We start from the raw sequence: 16,007 nt of genomic DNA, 5'->3' as shown, positions 1-16,007 counted from the left end.
AAATACATCCCAAGTCCTTATTTCCAAGAACAACTTCTTGTAGATTAAGCACGAACAACTTTTGCTATTTCACAGTTCCAATTATCCAACAAGGCCCTTTTTTTTGCACTTTTCAATTCATCCTACGTACAAAAGGCATTCTTTTCTACATATTTCTTCTGTATTGCCCCCCCACTTGAAAAAGTGCATGGGTTATCTGACCTAAAGAGCAATACTTTGTAACCTCCATCAACTGGTCAAAAGTATTGCCATTTTCAACCGCTACTTGCTGTAACGCTTTTAACCCTTGTTCTGCTTCGGCCCTATTTCCGTTGTGCACGTTTTCCAGGGTTTGGATTTGGGCATCTTTTTCCTCCGTGGTGGCACGAATTACTTCTGCGGGCAATATTGTTGGTGAACCCTTGGAACTTAAGAAAGTGTTCACCCCAATAATGGGATATTCCCCGGTATGTTTTAAGGTCTCGTAATGAAGGCTTTCCTCCTGTATCTTGGAACGTTGGTACATGGTTTCCATGGCACCCAATACTCCTCCTCGTTCCGTGATCCTATCAAATTCGAGCAATACGGCCTCCTCTACCAAGTCAGTCAGTTCCTCAATAATAAAGGATCCCTGAAGCGGGTTTTCATTTTTTGCAAGTCCCAATTCCTTATTGATGATCAGTTGAATGGCCATTGCCCTTCTTACCGATTCCTCGGTAGGGGTGGTGATGGCTTCATCATAGGCATTGGTATGCAGGGAATTACAGTTATCATAAACGGCGTAGAGCGCCTGGAGCGTGGTCCGTATATCATTAAAGTCAATTTCTTGGGCATGCAGGCTCCTTCCGGAAGTCTGGATGTGGTACTTCAACATTTGCGCCCTTGGTCCAGCTCCGTATTTATCACGCATGGCCTTGGCCCAAATTCGCCTCGCCACCCTACCAATTACTGCATATTCGGGGTCAATCCCATTGGAGAAAAAGAAGGAAAGGTTTGGTCCAAATTTGTCAATATCCATTCCTCTACTTAAGTAATACTCCACGTATGTAAATCCATTGGACAGGGTAAATGCCAATTGGGAAATGGGATTTGCACCGGCTTCGGCAATATGATACCCGGAAATGGATACGGAGTAAAAATTACGTACCGCATTTTTGATGAAATATTCTTGGACATCCCCCATTAACCGCAATGCAAATTCCGTGGAAAAAATACAGGTGTTTTGGGCCTGGTCCTCTTTTAGGATATCGGCTTGTACCGTACCGCGCACCTGATTTAAGGTTTTAGCCTTGATTTCGTTATATACCGCCAAGGGAAGTACCTGGTCCCCGGTAACACCTAAAAGCATTAGGCCCAGGCCATTGTTCCCTTCTGGAAGTTCGCCAATATACCGAGGTCTATCCATTCCCTTTTTTTGATATATCGTCTCGATTTTCTTTTCAATCCTGGCTTCCAGCTTATGGTCCTTAATGTACTTTTCACAGTTTTGATCAATGGCCGCATTCATAAAGAAACCCAGTAGCATTGGTGCCGGGCCATTAATTGTCATACTGACCGAAGTCATTGGGTCACTTAAATCAAATCCCGAATAGAGTTTTTTAGCATCATCCAAACAGCAGATGGAGACCCCGGAATTTCCAATTTTTCCGTAAATATCAGGTCGATGATCCGGATCATGCCCATATAAGGTAACCGAATCGAATGCGGTGGACAATCGCTTCGCCGGCATATCCAAACTCACGTAATGAAATCGCCTATTGGTACGTTCCGGACCACCTTCGCCGGCAAACATCCGTGTAGGGTCCTCCCCAGTTCTTTTAAAAGGATAAATACCCGCCGCATAGGGAAATTCCCCGGGGACGTTTTCTTGCAGCATCCATATCAAAAGATCGCCCCAGGCCGTATACTTTGGGAGGGCCACTTTTGGAATTTGATTATGTGACAATGATGTGGAATGGGTCTCCAATTTAATTTCCCTTCCCCTAACCTCATACGTATACTCGGATGCTTTGTATCGTTTTAATTGATTTTCCCAGTTAATGATCAACTCCCAATTCCTGGGATGTAAATCCATCTTTATCCGCTCAAACTCCGCCATAAGGATTTTGATGATATCCCTATTGCGCTTATCTGCTTTGGAAAGAATTACATCGGAGTTTATAGTGGACTTACTAAAATATTGTGGGTTATCGCCTTTTATGGACAAGTTGGCCAATGTTAAAATGGAAGTAAAAATTCCATATAACTTTTGGGCAGTATTGGACTGTTCTTTGACCAACAGGTCATAACTTCTGTTGTTTTCAGCTATTTCGGATAAATAGCGTGTTCGGGCGGGAGGAATGATAAATTGTTTTTCCAAAGTTCCCAGGGACAAATTTGAACCGGCCAGTAATCCAGCCTCCGTTTTTTCTGAGAGGGCTTTCATTGTGGCCGTATACAAACTGTTCATCCCAGGGTCATTGAACTGCGAAGCCATAGTGCCATAAATGGGCAGATCACCGTCTTCGGCGTCCCAAAGATTATGGTTACGAACGTATTGCTTTCTCACATCCCTAATGGCATCCAACGCTCCCCGTTTGTCAAATTTGTTAATGGCCACCAAATCTGCAAAGTCCAGCATATCAATTTTCTCCAATTGGGTCGCTGCCCCAAATTCCGGGGTCATTACATATAAGGAAACATTACTAAAGTCCAAAATCTCCGTATCGGACTGCCCAATTCCCGAGGTTTCCAAGATAATCAGATCAAAAGCTGCCGCCTTAAGAACGGCTATGGCTTCCCCTACATATTTGGAAAGGGCCAAATTGGACTGCCGCGTTGCCAGGGAACGCATATAGACCCGATCACTGTTTATGGCGTTCATTCGAATCCTATCCCCCAAAAGTGCCCCTCCCGTTTTGCGCTTGGACGGATCTACGGAAACGACCCCGATATGCTTTTCCGGAAAATCCAATAAAAACCTTCTTATCAACTCATCCACCAAACTGGATTTCCCTGCACCTCCCGTTCCGGTAATTCCCAGTACGGGTACCTTATCATTTGGGGCGATCTTCGAGAAGTGTTCCTGGAACTCCCCTGGACGATTTTCTGCCAGGGAAATTAAGCGGGCAATGGTATTGACATCCTTATTTTTGAGTTGCCCAGAAAGTCCGTTGGCGCTTTCAACATCCAGTTTTGGAACTTCTACGTCACACCGTTGTACTAAATCATTGATCATTCCCTGGAGGCCCATTTTCCTTCCATCGTCGGGAGCGTAGATTCGCTCTATACCGTAATTCATCAAATCTTTGGTCTCATGCGGAAGAATGACCCCTCCACCTCCTCCAAATACCTTTATTTGCCCAGCACCCTTCTCCTGTAGCAGATCATACATGTACTTGAAGTATTCATTGTGCCCTCCCTGATAGGAGGTCATGGCAATGGCATTGGCATCTTCCTGAATAGCGCAATCCACGACTTCGGCCACGCTTCTATCATGTCCTAAATGGATCACTTCAACGCCAGTGGCCTGAATTATTCTACGCATTATATTGATGGCGGCATCGTGACCATCGAACAAAGAAGCCGCAGTTACAATTCTAATTTTATGTTTTGGGCGATAAGGTGCTATATGTTCCATTGTTGAACCCTAATTTTATGCTCCGCAAGTTAAGATAAATGCAATGAAAATTGAATTATAATTCGAATAATACAAAAAGTAAGGTGTATTTAGCTTTGTTTTTTTGAATCAAATAATTTTAGCCCAATTTTATTGTCATGAAACTTACAGTTCTCATCCATTGTCCCGATCAAAAGGGAATCATTTTTTCGGTGACCAACTTTTTATACCAAAAAGGGGGCAATGTTATTTATTTGGACCAACATGTGGATAAGGAGGCAGAGGTATTCTTTATGCGATTGGAGGTTGAATTCGAAAATGGGCTTACCCAAGCCGTATTTGAAGAAGAATTTGATAAAAAAATCGCTCAAAAGTATGTGATGGAATGGAGCTACCATTCAGAAGGTACCTTACCTAAAATGGCCATTTTTGTTTCCAAGTACAATCATTGCGTTTATGATTTGTTGAGCAGGCACCAGTCTGGGGAACTGGAAGTAGATATTCCTTTTATTCTAAGTAATCATAAAGACCTTGGTTATATTGCAGAGCAGTTTAAAATTCCATTTCATCATGTTCCGGTAACCAAAGGAACCAAATCCGAAGCGGAAGAAAAACAGCTAAAACTTCTAAAGGAAAATGAGGTTGATTTTATTGTGCTTGCGAGATATATGCAAATAGTTTCTTCAAAACTGATCAATTATTATCCTAACAAGATCATAAATATCCATCATTCCTTTCTCCCGGCGTTTGCAGGTGCCAAGCCATATCATGCCGCATTTAAACGAGGGGTGAAGATTATTGGTGCTACCAGTCATTATGTTACCGAAGAATTGGACGCCGGACCTATTATTGAACAGGATGTTACCGCGGTATCACACAGTCATAATATAAAGGATTTTATAGCAAAAGGCAGGGATTTGGAAAAAATTGTCCTGGCCAGGGCGGTAAAACTCCATACACTTCGAAAGACCATGGTCTACAATAATAAAACCGTCATCTTCACCTAATGGAATGAGGTCATATGGATTTAAGGCCCAACTCGGGTATTTAACGATTTTTTAAAACGGATAACTTACAATATTTCCATTTTAAGGTCGTTATAACCACAAGAAAACAAAGCAATTATAACATATTGCTAAAGTTTAGTTAACCTTTGCCAAGGTCAGAAAATTGAATTTTGTTCCGAGTTATTTGAGTTAGCATTTTTTTGAGTTAGTTAGTTTAAAAGCCAGTGTGACCCACTGGCTTTTTTGTATGAAAAATCTTCCATTGGTTCAAAAAAGACTAAAAAGAGACAAATTTGGTACTGGCATAAGGTAAATTATTATCGGAACTTACGAATTTTAGCTTTTTGTTAACGTTTTGAGAATGTTGATTTTATAACTTGTTAACAGTACTAATTCATCAATCATTAAAATGCGGCGGACTATTGACGGTTTTGTCTTCATTTTCCTATTGCTCCATACCATCTTTCTATGGAGTAAAGAGCCTGGGAATGGCACAAAATTTGATGAATTTCCCCTTGCCTTTCAAGATTCATTGGAATGGGCGGATTATTTCTATAATATCCGCCGTTACCAACGAGCGATACCCTTGTACAAAAAAAATCTGGACACCGTAAAGGAGGAAAAAGCCAAGATATTAAAAAAACTGGCCCTAAGTGAAGCTGCCATTGAACATCCAACGCAGTCCGTGTCCTACATTCATGAATTCCTACAGTTGGAGTTCAAGCCCTCTTTCCTTTTGCATGAAGGTTTTGATCCCATACGCACAACGGATGAATTCAGAAGAGTCTCCGAAAGGGTAACCCCAAGAATCAATACATGGTCGTTATTATACTTTTTTGTGGCGTTGATTGGGTTTTATGTTATGGGCATGTTACTGGTAAATAAAAAAATCGACAAAAATGCCCGCATATTGATTGCATTTTTTGTTTCCATACATTCGCTCTTTATTCTAAATATTAGTATAAATCGTTCCAATTACCTTTTTGAACTTCCCCATTCGTATTTGATGTCCACATGGTCTTCATTTTTGTATGGCCCTTTGCTATTTCTATACTTTCAAAGGGTGTCAATTAAACATCGCCTTATCTGGAAGGACCTGTGGCATTTATTGCCCACCCTAATTCTTGTGGCCTACCTTATTCCCGAGGTCTACGCGTTTACGGGCGAGGAGAAAATCAATTTAATGCTCACTCGTTTGCAAAATGGGGTAAGCCCGGAAGACTCCGGAAAATTGGTGTTGATCGTCTCGCTTAAGGCGATATCACTGGCTGTCTATGCTTATTTTATCAATCGGTTACTTAAAAGGAATAAAGAGAAGGGCAGATTGGCCTCAAAAAATAGATTATGGCAAAACAATATTTATTATATCCATGTGGCCTATGTCATAACCTATATTGTTTATGGCATCTCCATTTCAGCTGGCAACCCTTACCCCATTTTGTATCATATCCCTATTGTAATGATGGCCACCATGGTACTGTACGTAGGTTATGCGGCCACCAACGTGCAACCAAACGTATTAAGTGCCACCTATACCCTTACCAATGGACTTTTCCCTAAAAAGTATCTGAAATCCGGACTTACGGATAGCCTTTCTTTGGAATTAAAGGAAAACCTTACCCAACTATTTGAAAAAGAAAAACTGTACCGAAGAAATGACATTAACTTGGATTTGGTTGCTAAAAAACTAAATACTACAAGGCATAATGCATCCCAAATTATCAATGAACATTTTGAAAAAAGCTTTCACGAGTATATCAATGTGTATCGCATCAAAGAGGCCAAAGAACTTCTGGAGAGTGGGAAGGTACTTAACATCATTGACATTGCCTATGAAGTAGGATACAACAACAAGGTAACCTTTAATAAAGCTTTTAAAAAGGAAACGGCACTTACGCCTACTGAATATTTGGGTAAGCTCCAAAAAAAAAAGGGTCCTAGTTTATCGGAAATTGGTCATTATTGATTGGCTTTACCCCTTTAACCTTCCAATGTGACTATCTTTCGAACAGAAAACGGTTCCAAAACTTCATATTTTTCATTTTTAAGAAGTTGTTTGAATTAGTCACCGCATTTTATTGGAACCGTTTTTTTCCTTCAATGCATTAAGATATAGAATCACCTCCCTATTGAAAACCATAGGTTGTTCCACATTTACGACATGACCACAATCCGGTACAACAAACAGATCCGAAGTTTTATGGGCATTGGCAATTTTCCTTATGGTGGGAAGAAAAAGATAATCCTCCTGTCCCATTACATATAAAGTGGGTATTTTAATGTCCACCATTCTAAAGAAACGAAGTAGGGGGTTGATTTCCGATGTAAGTTTGAACCATCTAATAAATTCTTTTTGGTATAGCTTTTTTGCCTCCCTAACAAATAATAATCTTGATTCCTTGTGGTTCTTTTTGGGCATAATGATGAAAGCAAAGAATTTGTACAGCCATAAGTAAGGGACAATGGACTTAAAAATTATGCCCAGGCGCATCAGCACCTGTGATCTAAAATTCAATTTCATAATGGCTCCCCCCATAACCATGCTGGAAACACGTTCCGGATATTTTTCCGCCAGGTTCCTAATTAAAATGGTCCCCAACGAAATGCCCACAAAGTGGGATTTCCCAATTTTTTCATGATCGATCACCTCAATGATATCATCGGTAATGGAATCAAATGTGTATTTATCATTGAAAGCATCTTTGATGTTCGGTTTGGAATTTCCATGTCCGCGCAAATCAAGCAACAGGATGTTGAAGTGTTTCTTGAAATCCCTTAACTGCTTGTACCAAATTGTTGAGCTACCACCGGCACCATGTACAAAGGTGACCCATTCCCTTGACTGCGGATGGTTGTATTTGGTATAATGAAGCAATTTTTTTTTAAATGTACGTTAAATTTTTACCACCAAACTCCATTCTTTGGGGAATGAACTCCTAAAATCGGGTTAAAATTAGACAAACTGCCTGATTTTTAGCTGTATACCACATCCATACCACCCACTTGCAACGTATTTAAATGTAAATTTGGAATAACAAATCTACTACTATGAACAATCAATATTGCAGAATTGGTGCAGTAAAGCCAATTACAAGTGGTAATAGTGCAATTGCCATTTTAGAGCACAGGTACCATCGGTTTTTGGAAAAGGCAACAAATCCATCAGGGATAGATGCCAGACTCGGTGATTTTTTTGATGCAAAGGTCAAAAGTCTTAAAAAAGCGCTGGAATCCTTGGTTTAAAGCCGTTCTAATTCCTTTTTCATTTCCTGCTGAAGTTCCTTCGCCTTGGCCCTGGCCGCTTGAGCGAAGTCTTCTTGGTTGGAAGCATACAGAATACCCCTGGAGGAATTAATAAGTAATCCAACATTTTTTGTCATTCCATATGTACAGGTCTCCTGCAAACTCCCTCCCTGGGCCCCGACCCCAGGGACCAAAAGAAAGCTTTCGGGAATCAATTGACGAATTTCGCCCAGGTATTCTGATTTGGTAGCACCAACAACGTACATCAGCCTTTCCGAATTCCGATAGGACTGTGAGGTTGCGATTACTTCTTTATAAAGTTCCAAATCCCCCACTTTTTTAGTCTGAAGGTCAAACGCTCCCTTATTGGAAGTCAATGCCAACAAAATGGCGTGCTTACCTTCAAATTCCAAAAACGGTTCCACTGAATCCTTCCCCATATAGGGCGCTATGGTGATGGAATCAAATTCCAGTCCTTCAAAAAAAGCCTTGGCGTATCGCGCGGAGGTATTGCCAATATCCCCCCTTTTGGCATCCGCTATGGTGAATTGTTCCGGAAAATTGTCATTTAAGTACTGAATGGTTTTTTCCAAGGCTTTCCAACCTTTAAGGCCATAGGCCTCATAGAAGGCGATATTGGGTTTATACGCCACGCAAAACTCCTGGGTTGCATCAATGATGGCCTTGTTAAAGGCAAAAATGGGGTCTTCTTCCTTTAATAGATGCTGCGGGATTTTCTCCAAATCGGTATCCAGTCCAACACATAGGAAAGACTGTTTTTTCTTAATCTGCTCAATTAGCTCCTGTGGTTCCATTAAAAGATTTCGGAAGCTTCCTTAAGTTTTTCAGTATTTTCCACCAACATCAACTCGTCAATGATTTTTTGGATATCCCCGTTAATGATGTTTTGTAAATCATATAGGGTTAGCCCAATTCTATGGTCGGTTACCCTCCCCTGTGGATAGTTGTACGTTCTAATTTTTGCCGAACGATCCCCACTGCTCACCTGTGAATTTCGCTTTGCGGCATCCTCCGCCTGTTTTTTGGCCAATTCCAAATCGTACAATCGTGAACGCAATACCCTAAAAGCCTTATCCTTGTTTTTGTGCTGGGACTTTTCGTCTTGGCATTGGGCCACAATTCCTGTTGGGATATGTGTCAAACGCACTGCGGAATATGTTGTATTTACGGATTGGCCCCCTGGTCCCGAGGAGCAGAAGTAATCAATTCGGACATCCTTTGGGTCAATCTGCACGTCAAACTCCTCTGCTTCCGGTATCACCATTACCGTGGCAGCACTGGTATGTACACGCCCCTGTGTTTCTGTTTGTGGAACACGTTGCACCCGATGTACACCTGCTTCAAATTTTAGGGTTCCATACACCTCTTCCCCCATGACTTCAAAGTGGATTTCCTTGTATCCACCCGCTGTTCCTTCGTTCAAATCAATAATGTTGGTGCGCCAACCTTTACTTTCACAATATTTGGTATACATCCGGAATAAGTCGCCCGCAAAGATACTGGCCTCATCCCCGCCGGTACCTGCCCGAATTTCCATCACCACATCCTTTTCATCCTCAGCATCTTTGGGAATCAATAAAAACTTAATTTCATCCTCCAGTTTTGGGAGGGCTTCCTTGGATTCATCCAATTGCATTTTGGCCATCTCCACCATTTCAGCATCGCCCCCATCCGCAATAATCTCCTCGGCTTCCTTCAGATTTTCGGATAAGGTGATATACGCTTCCCTTTTATCCACCAATACCTTCAAATCCTTGTATTCCTTGTTCAGTTTGGCGTATCGTTTTTGATCTGAGATGATATCGGGTTGAATAATCAAGTCCGATACTTCATCAAATCGCTGTTTTATAATATTCAATTTGTCGAGCATGTTCCTTTCTTCCTAAGAGTGCGAATTTACGATTTTTGCATGTACCCTGTGTTTCTAACAAAACCACTAATCAATCACAAAAGTAGTCCCCAGGGTAACAATGGTTGCATCCAGTTGGGTACTCCTGTCATAATAGGCAAAACGTAAATCCACTGTCCTTAAACCAAAAATCAAAAATTTGGTCTTGGTAAAAATATCCTTGTATCGGACACCCATTCCGTATTGGTGGGCCGTATACTTGGAAAGGTCAAAATCCGAAGTGTAAAAATCCAATGTAGAAATCGCCTGTTCCCTCTCAAAGAAATGGTCCGCTGCGGTTTGGGAATAGAATCGGTAATTGGGATAAAGTGTAAATCGGTCGCCAAGCTTTAAAGGAATCTCTAAATTGGCCGTATGGGCAATAATTCCCCAATCATCATAATAAAAGCGATAATAGGTCCTAATAATTGCCAAATCATTGAGGTAGTAATTAAGTCGGGCCCCTATGGGCAACTTAAAGCGGGTATCCGGCAAGCGCTCCACATCGTCCGCAAGCTGAAATCCTTCCAGGAAAAAATCCTGGACATCCCCAAAATATACCCGTTGAAAGGGGGTACTTAAAAGTCCATTCTGTCGAACAACATCCACGGATAGCAGGGCTTGTAAACGCTTGCTCAGTATTTGTGAAAAACTAAGGGTAAAAGCATACGAATTCCTGTTTTCCTCCGCAAAAGGGACAAAATCGGGGTCATATCCCGGAACCGCTCCAATAAAACCTCCGCGTAATTCTATGGGATATTGTGGATTCCAGGAATCCAGATATACCTGACCACTTAAGGAAACCTCAGTATTCCTTTCATTGAACAACCAGGTATAACTTCCCCCAAAACCGATGGAGAAATAGTCGTATTCCGCCGAAACATAAGCTTTCGCAGTCCATATCCGATTTCGATCATCAGAGCTATGGGAGTAATTGGGGCTAAAATAAGCCAGCACGTCCGATCTGGAAGCTCCGGAAGATGCATCAAAAGGGTCGGCATCCCTACGGCCATCAAAAGGGTTTACATTACTGGAGGAAGCTGAGGTATAGGCAGATATTCCTGTATCAATGGTTAAAACATCATCTGCATTCAATGGCATTCTCAAAACGATAGTCGAAGTTGCATCCGTCAATTCCTCGGTCCCTTCCCCGCCAGTAACCGCAGCATTGGGACCATCTTGACTGTAATAACTAAAAAGGGTCTCCAGTTCACTGGTTTCCAAAACCCTTTTCTTGTACGTTGTATCGGTATTCTGACCAAAAACGACCACACAAAAGAACCAAGGAACGATGTGAACTAATTTTGCCAAGGGTTTGGTTGGATTATTCTCTATTTGATTCAAACTGCAATTTTAAACACAAACTTTGGGCCGGGGCCCTGGAAAACCGCTAAAAGACCCTTCGGTTCCCCTCAGGGTAACTTCGACCATCAAAGTTTGCAGGCAAACTTTGGGCCGGGGCCCAAAAACCCTTCAAAAGACCCTTCGGTTCCTCTCAGGGTAACTTCGACCATCAAAGTTTACAGGCAAACTTTGGGCCGGGGTGCCAAAAACCCTTCAAAGGACCCTTCGGTTCCCTCAGGGTAACTTCGACCATCAAAGTTTGCAGGCAAACTTTGGGCCGGGGTGCCAAAAAACCTTCAAAAGACCCTTCGGTTCCCTCAGGGTAACTTCGACCATCAAAGTTTGCAAGCAAACTTTGGGCCGGGGTGCCAAAAACCCTTCAAAAGACCCTTCGGTTCCCTCAGGGTAACTTCGACCATCAAAGTTTGCAAGCAAACTTTGGGCCGGGGCCCGAAAACCCTTCAAAAGACCCTTCGGCTACCCTCAGGGTAACTTCGACCATCAAAGTTTGCAGGCAAACTTTGGGCCGGGGTGCCAAAAAACCTTCAAAAGACCCTTCGGTTCCCTCAGGGTAACTTCGACCATCAAAGTTTGCAAGCAAACTTTGGGTCTCAGTTACATCCGCAACCGCCGCCGGATTTCCCGCCATTGGCACCAGAAGCAGCTTCCCGATAAATTTGAAAGGTAGTTTCAAACCGTTCGGAGCTTTTGAAGCCAAGCTGCATCTCTTCATCGTTCAGATAAATCTTCTCATACTCTTTGACCGCCACGCATGAGGTGGTCATGGAAAGCAGTACCAAACAAACTAAAACTCCCTTCATTTTTCTACATATTGGTTCGTATCAAAAACGATTCCCGCGCTTTTATGGATTTTGTTATCCCCATCCACAAGGACCACTTCCACCCCATCCAACTGATTTATTAAATGTATTCCACTGTCCCTCCCCATAATGAAAACGGCGGTTGCCAGGGCATCACAAAGCTCAGCCCTTTTGGAAAAAATGGAAACGCTGGTTACTCCTTTTGTGGGGTAACCTGTTCTTGGGTCAATGATATGAGAATACTTTTCGCCCTTAAAGACAATGTATTTTTCATAATTGCCCGAAGTGGCCACGGAAGATTCCACAACAGGCAACCATGAATATATCTTATTCTTTTCAACGGGATTGGTAATTCCAACCATCCATTTTTCACCGGTCTCACGTGTTCCCCATGTAGTCAAATCCCCAGAGGCGTTCACAATTCCCCCTTTAACCCCCTTTGAAATTAAAAGCTCTTTCGCCATATCGGCCGCATAGCCTTTCCCTATGGCGCCAAAACCAATTCGCATTCCTTCCTTTTGTAAAAAAACCGTTTGTTCATCCGGGTCAAGAATTATCTTTTGATGCCCTATTTTTTCTATTGAGGCCTTTACATCGGACGCTGTGGGCATTTTATCCATGGTCCCATCATACTTCCAGATATTGTCCATTGATGCATAGGAAATATCAAAGGCGCCATCGGTAATTTCCGATATTTTTTTGGAACGCTCAATCAATAGAAACAACTCCCTGCTCACCTTAACTGGTTGTATTCCAGCATTTCTGTTGATTTTAGAAGTTTCGGAGTTCTCATCCCAAGAGGAGATCAAGGCCTCAATACGTTTAATTTCGGATACGGCCTCGTCAATATTGATATAGCCTATTTCTTCCGTTGGGGCCACAACACTGATCTCAAAAGTAGACCCCATAAGGTGCAATGTCCTTTTTACCACAATATCCTTTTCCTCCTGGGCTTGCAATCCCAAGCCAACCATTAAAACAACTAGGAGGGCATACCATTTCATTGAAGGAAGGAATCTAGGAGTTTAATATACTTTTTGGGGCCAAATCCCTGATATCCAGTTGTTCCCAAAACATTGGCATCCTTATCCAAAACCAAAACCAAGGGAAAGTACCCCTTTGGATTAAATTGCTGTGCCAATTCCTTATGACTATCCAACAATTCCTGGGGTAGCTCGTTTTTCTTCTTTTTTGGAAAATCGGCCTTGTAAAGGACATAGTTTTTTGAAGCGTGTTCTTTGAAAGCTTCGGACTGCCAAATGCTTTTTTCCAGTTTTATGCACGGTGCACACCAATCCGACCCCGAAAAGACCAAAATGACCGGCTTATTTTCTTCGGAAGACTTGGACAATGCGGTATCAAAGTCAGGTTGCCAATTTTGGGAAATCCCCAATAAAGGAAGTAGCAAAACCGAAGTACAAAGCCAACATTTCATTTGGTGAAGACTTAAAGCTTATTCAAAAATACGCAAGATATCCCCGTTCAGTTCGGTGTTGAATACTTTTAAGGGATTGTTCGTGATGGTATTCAATGGAGTTCCGTCCTGATCAAAACGCGAGCCGTGGGTAGAGCAGAAAAAAATTCCACCATTCTCTGTAATAAAACGGACCTCCTCTGTCTGTTGGTGACTACAAATCTGACTGGCAGCGACCAATTCCCCTTCCAGATTACGGGCAACCACCACAAAGTTCTGTCTTATAAAACCCCCATTTGTAGCCAAGGGTGCGGCCTCGGCCGATGTTAAATCAATGGTGAAATCCACTCCTTCCGGAACTGGAAAGGTTTCCAAATCCTCACCATCCGAGGAGCATCCTCCTAAACAGGGAAATACAACGGCAAAAGCGGCACTTGCTCCCAGGGAGCGCAAAAATTCTTTTCTTTCCATAGCAATTCTTTTTTGGGGTTATAAAAAGAACGCAATTCCAAGGGTATTCGTATTAGGGATACTGGAAGTTTCCGAATTCACTGTGTATGGTCAATCTTTTTTTATCCGATGCTTCCACCCTGCCCACTATCTGCGCATCCACATGGAATGACCTGGAAATGGAAATAAGATCGTCCGCTATGGAAGCATCCACATACAGTTCCAAGCGGTGGCCACAGTTGAAAACCTGATACATTTCCTTCCAATCCGTACCCGACTGTTCCTGTATTAACCTGAACAAAGGCGGAACCTCAAAAAGCTTGTCCTTAATGACATGGCCCTGGTCCAAGAAATGCAATATTTTGGTCTGTGCCCCTCCACTGCAATGCACCATACCGTGGATGTGTTCCGAGTTATATTTCTCCAGGATTTTTTTAACGATCGGCGCATAGGTCCGTGTTGGGGAAAGCACCAACTTTCCGGCATCCAAGGGGGTATCCTCAATAGGATCTGTTAGTTTTTTGCTTCCGGAATACACCAGTTCCGGAGGAACGGATGCATCAAAACTCTCCGGATACTTTTTCGCAAGGTATTTGGAAAATACGTCATGGCGCGCGGAAGTCAAGCCGTTACTTCCCATCCCCCCATTGTATCCGGTTTCATAGGTTGCCTGTCCGTATGACGCCAAACCAACAATGACGTCACCGGTCCTTATATTGGCATTGTCAATGACATCCGAACGTTTCATTCGGGCAGTAACCGTGGAATCCACAATGATGGTGCGGACCAAATCCCCCACGTCTGCCGTTTCCCCTCCGGTGGAATGAATGGTAATGCCATGGCTTGCCAGATCGGAAATCAATTCTTCGGTACCATTGATCAATGCAGAAATCACCGCTCCAGGCACTAAGTTCTTATTCCGACCAATGGTGGAGGATAACATAATATTATCCGTTGCGCCCACACAGATAAGGTCATCAACATTCATGATAAGGGCATCCTGGGCTATTCCCTTCCAAACCTTCAAATCGCCAGTTTCCTTCCAATACATATAGGCCAGTGAGGATTTGGTCCCTGCCCCATCGGCATGCATTACCAGGCAATGGTCTTCACTGCCCGTGAGATAATCCGGTACGATTTTACAAAAGGCTTTTGGAAAAAGTCCCTTATCAACATTCTTAATGGCGTTATGGACATCTTCTTTAGAAGCAGAAACCCCGCGTTGGGCATATCGTTTGCTGGTATCTAGGGACATAACCAAAGTTTGGGCAAAAATAGAAAAACGAAGTGGGTGGGACGAATGACATAGTTGGAATTCTTATTTTTAAAAAAATTAAACAACCATGAGCCGCAACCCTCTTTGTCTTTCTTTTGTAGTGGTACTGTTTATTGCCTCCTGCAAAACCGAAAAGAATACGGAAACCCAAACATGGCGTACCAAAAAATCTGCCATGGAAAATGCAGTGCACAATCAATTGCACGAGATAGAAAAGGAACAAGGCTGGTCTTTGCTTTTTGATGGTAAAACACTGGGCGGATGGCACTTGTACAACAAACCGGACTCCACCCACTTATCGGCCTGGGAAGTAAAAGATGGTATGATTTACTGTAATGCCACTGATGAAACAAAAGTTTTTGGGGATTTGATAACGGATAGGGAGTTCGAAAACTATGAACTGGTTTTTGATTGGCAAATGGCCGTTAGGGGCAATGGCGGTGTCTTTATAAACGTGCAGGAATCCCCAGAATTTGCGGCCACTTATGTTACCGGTCCGGAATACCAGCTTTTGGAACCGGCACATATGGACACCAAAACGCCAAAAAAACGCCCAGGCTGCCTTTGGGGGGTATCGCCACAGCTAAATGAGGTAGCGGCCAAACCCAACGGACAATGGAATACCTCCCGGATAGTTCAGCAAAACGGAAAGGTTGAGTTTTACCTTAATGGCAAACTAACGGCATCCGAAGAATTCAATTCCCCCGCTTGGAAACAGAAAGTGGCCCAAAGTAATTTTGCCGACAATCCTGATTTTGGCAAAGCTTCCAAAGGCAGGATAGCCCTTCAAAACTGGTACTTTGAAGCTTGGTTCAGGAATATGAAAATCAGGGAACTTTGATATTCTTCTTAGGGAAATTTAGTATTTAAAAGTCTCCTGCATTTTTTATCGATCTCCTTATTTTCATTTATCCTTATGATCGTGTGCCGATTAAGAAGCCCATTTTTCAATAATCCAGTCCAATA

General features: G+C 42.5%; 14 protein-coding genes. 4 read left to right on the top strand and 10 right to left on the bottom strand.

Going from position 1 to position 16,007, the window contains the following annotated elements; translation table 11 throughout:
- Positions 1-145: 145 nt before the first annotated feature.
- The gene (locus L0P88_RS16440) at positions 146-3,598 is read right to left on the bottom strand and encodes a methylmalonyl-CoA mutase family protein (RefSeq protein ID WP_247131016.1); all 3,453 of its coding nucleotides are present in this window, start codon (positions 3,596-3,598) and stop codon (positions 146-148) included.
- A 137-nt stretch (positions 3,599-3,735) separates the two neighbouring features.
- Between L0P88_RS16440 and purU the strand changes: the two genes are divergently transcribed.
- A complete protein-coding gene (purU, locus tag L0P88_RS16435) occupies positions 3,736-4,584 on the top strand; it encodes a formyltetrahydrofolate deformylase (protein ID WP_247131015.1) in 849 nt (282 codons plus the stop codon).
- A 409-nt stretch (positions 4,585-4,993) separates the two neighbouring features.
- Complete coding sequence (locus tag L0P88_RS16430; protein WP_247131014.1) at positions 4,994-6,550, top strand: helix-turn-helix domain-containing protein; 1,557 nt, start codon at positions 4,994-4,996, stop codon at positions 6,548-6,550.
- A gap of 99 nt (positions 6,551-6,649) precedes the next feature.
- Here L0P88_RS16430 and L0P88_RS16425 read toward each other — a convergent pair whose 3' ends face one another.
- On the bottom strand, positions 6,650-7,459 hold the full coding sequence (locus L0P88_RS16425; RefSeq protein ID WP_247131013.1) for an alpha/beta fold hydrolase: 810 nt from the start codon (positions 7,457-7,459) through the stop codon (positions 6,650-6,652).
- 173 nt (positions 7,460-7,632) lie between these two features.
- Here L0P88_RS16425 and L0P88_RS16420 point away from each other — a divergent pair, with 173 nt between their 5' ends.
- Positions 7,633-7,827: a hypothetical protein gene (locus tag L0P88_RS16420; RefSeq protein WP_247131012.1), complete on the top strand. Its 195-nt coding sequence runs from the start codon at positions 7,633-7,635 to the stop codon at positions 7,825-7,827.
- Here L0P88_RS16420 and pyrF read toward each other — a convergent pair.
- The 8 genes from pyrF to L0P88_RS16380 form a co-directional block, all read right to left on the bottom strand.
- Positions 7,824-8,642 (bottom strand): orotidine-5'-phosphate decarboxylase, encoded by an 819-nt coding sequence (gene pyrF, locus L0P88_RS16415; protein WP_247131011.1) that lies wholly within the window; start codon positions 8,640-8,642, stop codon positions 7,824-7,826. The two genes, L0P88_RS16420 and pyrF, sit on opposite strands and share 4 nt — an antisense overlap.
- Positions 8,642-9,718: a peptide chain release factor 1 gene (gene prfA / locus L0P88_RS16410; RefSeq protein WP_247131010.1), complete on the bottom strand. Its 1,077-nt coding sequence runs from the start codon at positions 9,716-9,718 to the stop codon at positions 8,642-8,644. Before prfA ends, pyrF begins: the two co-directional genes overlap by 1 nt.
- Before the next feature lie 66 nt (positions 9,719-9,784).
- A complete protein-coding gene (locus L0P88_RS16405) occupies positions 9,785-11,047 on the bottom strand; it encodes a DUF3570 domain-containing protein (protein ID WP_247131009.1) in 1,263 nt (420 codons plus the stop codon).
- Between the two features lie 644 nt (positions 11,048-11,691).
- Positions 11,692-11,901, bottom strand: coding sequence for a DUF4266 domain-containing protein (locus tag L0P88_RS16400; protein ID WP_247131008.1), 210 nt, complete (start codon positions 11,899-11,901; stop codon positions 11,692-11,694).
- Positions 11,898-12,905 (bottom strand): FAD:protein FMN transferase, encoded by a 1,008-nt coding sequence (locus L0P88_RS16395; protein ID WP_247131007.1) that lies wholly within the window; start codon positions 12,903-12,905, stop codon positions 11,898-11,900. Before L0P88_RS16395 ends, L0P88_RS16400 begins: the two co-directional genes overlap by 4 nt.
- Positions 12,902-13,336 (bottom strand): thioredoxin family protein, encoded by a 435-nt coding sequence (locus tag L0P88_RS16390; RefSeq protein WP_247131006.1) that lies wholly within the window; start codon positions 13,334-13,336, stop codon positions 12,902-12,904. The genes L0P88_RS16395 and L0P88_RS16390 overlap by 4 nt, the downstream gene beginning before the upstream one ends.
- Positions 13,337-13,354: 18 nt before the next feature.
- The gene (locus L0P88_RS16385) at positions 13,355-13,786 is read right to left on the bottom strand and encodes a ubiquinol-cytochrome c reductase iron-sulfur subunit (RefSeq protein ID WP_247131005.1); all 432 of its coding nucleotides are present in this window, start codon (positions 13,784-13,786) and stop codon (positions 13,355-13,357) included.
- A gap of 52 nt (positions 13,787-13,838) precedes the next feature.
- Positions 13,839-15,020: an AIR synthase related protein gene (locus L0P88_RS16380; protein WP_247131004.1), complete on the bottom strand. Its 1,182-nt coding sequence runs from the start codon at positions 15,018-15,020 to the stop codon at positions 13,839-13,841.
- An 88-nt stretch (positions 15,021-15,108) separates the two neighbouring features.
- Here L0P88_RS16380 and L0P88_RS16375 point away from each other — a divergent pair, with 88 nt between their 5' ends.
- Positions 15,109-15,882 carry a DUF1080 domain-containing protein gene (locus L0P88_RS16375; RefSeq protein WP_247131003.1) on the top strand — a complete coding sequence of 258 codons (774 nt, stop codon included), beginning with the start codon at positions 15,109-15,111 and terminating at the stop codon, positions 15,880-15,882.
- The last annotated feature ends 125 nt before the right edge of the window (positions 15,883-16,007 follow it).

It is taken from the genome of Muricauda sp. SCSIO 64092, from assembly GCF_023016285.1.
Taxonomy (GTDB): Bacteria; Bacteroidota; Bacteroidia; order Flavobacteriales; family Flavobacteriaceae; genus Croceivirga.
Note: the sequence above shows the minus strand (reverse complement) of the source record. Positions and strands in the feature narration are given on the sequence as shown.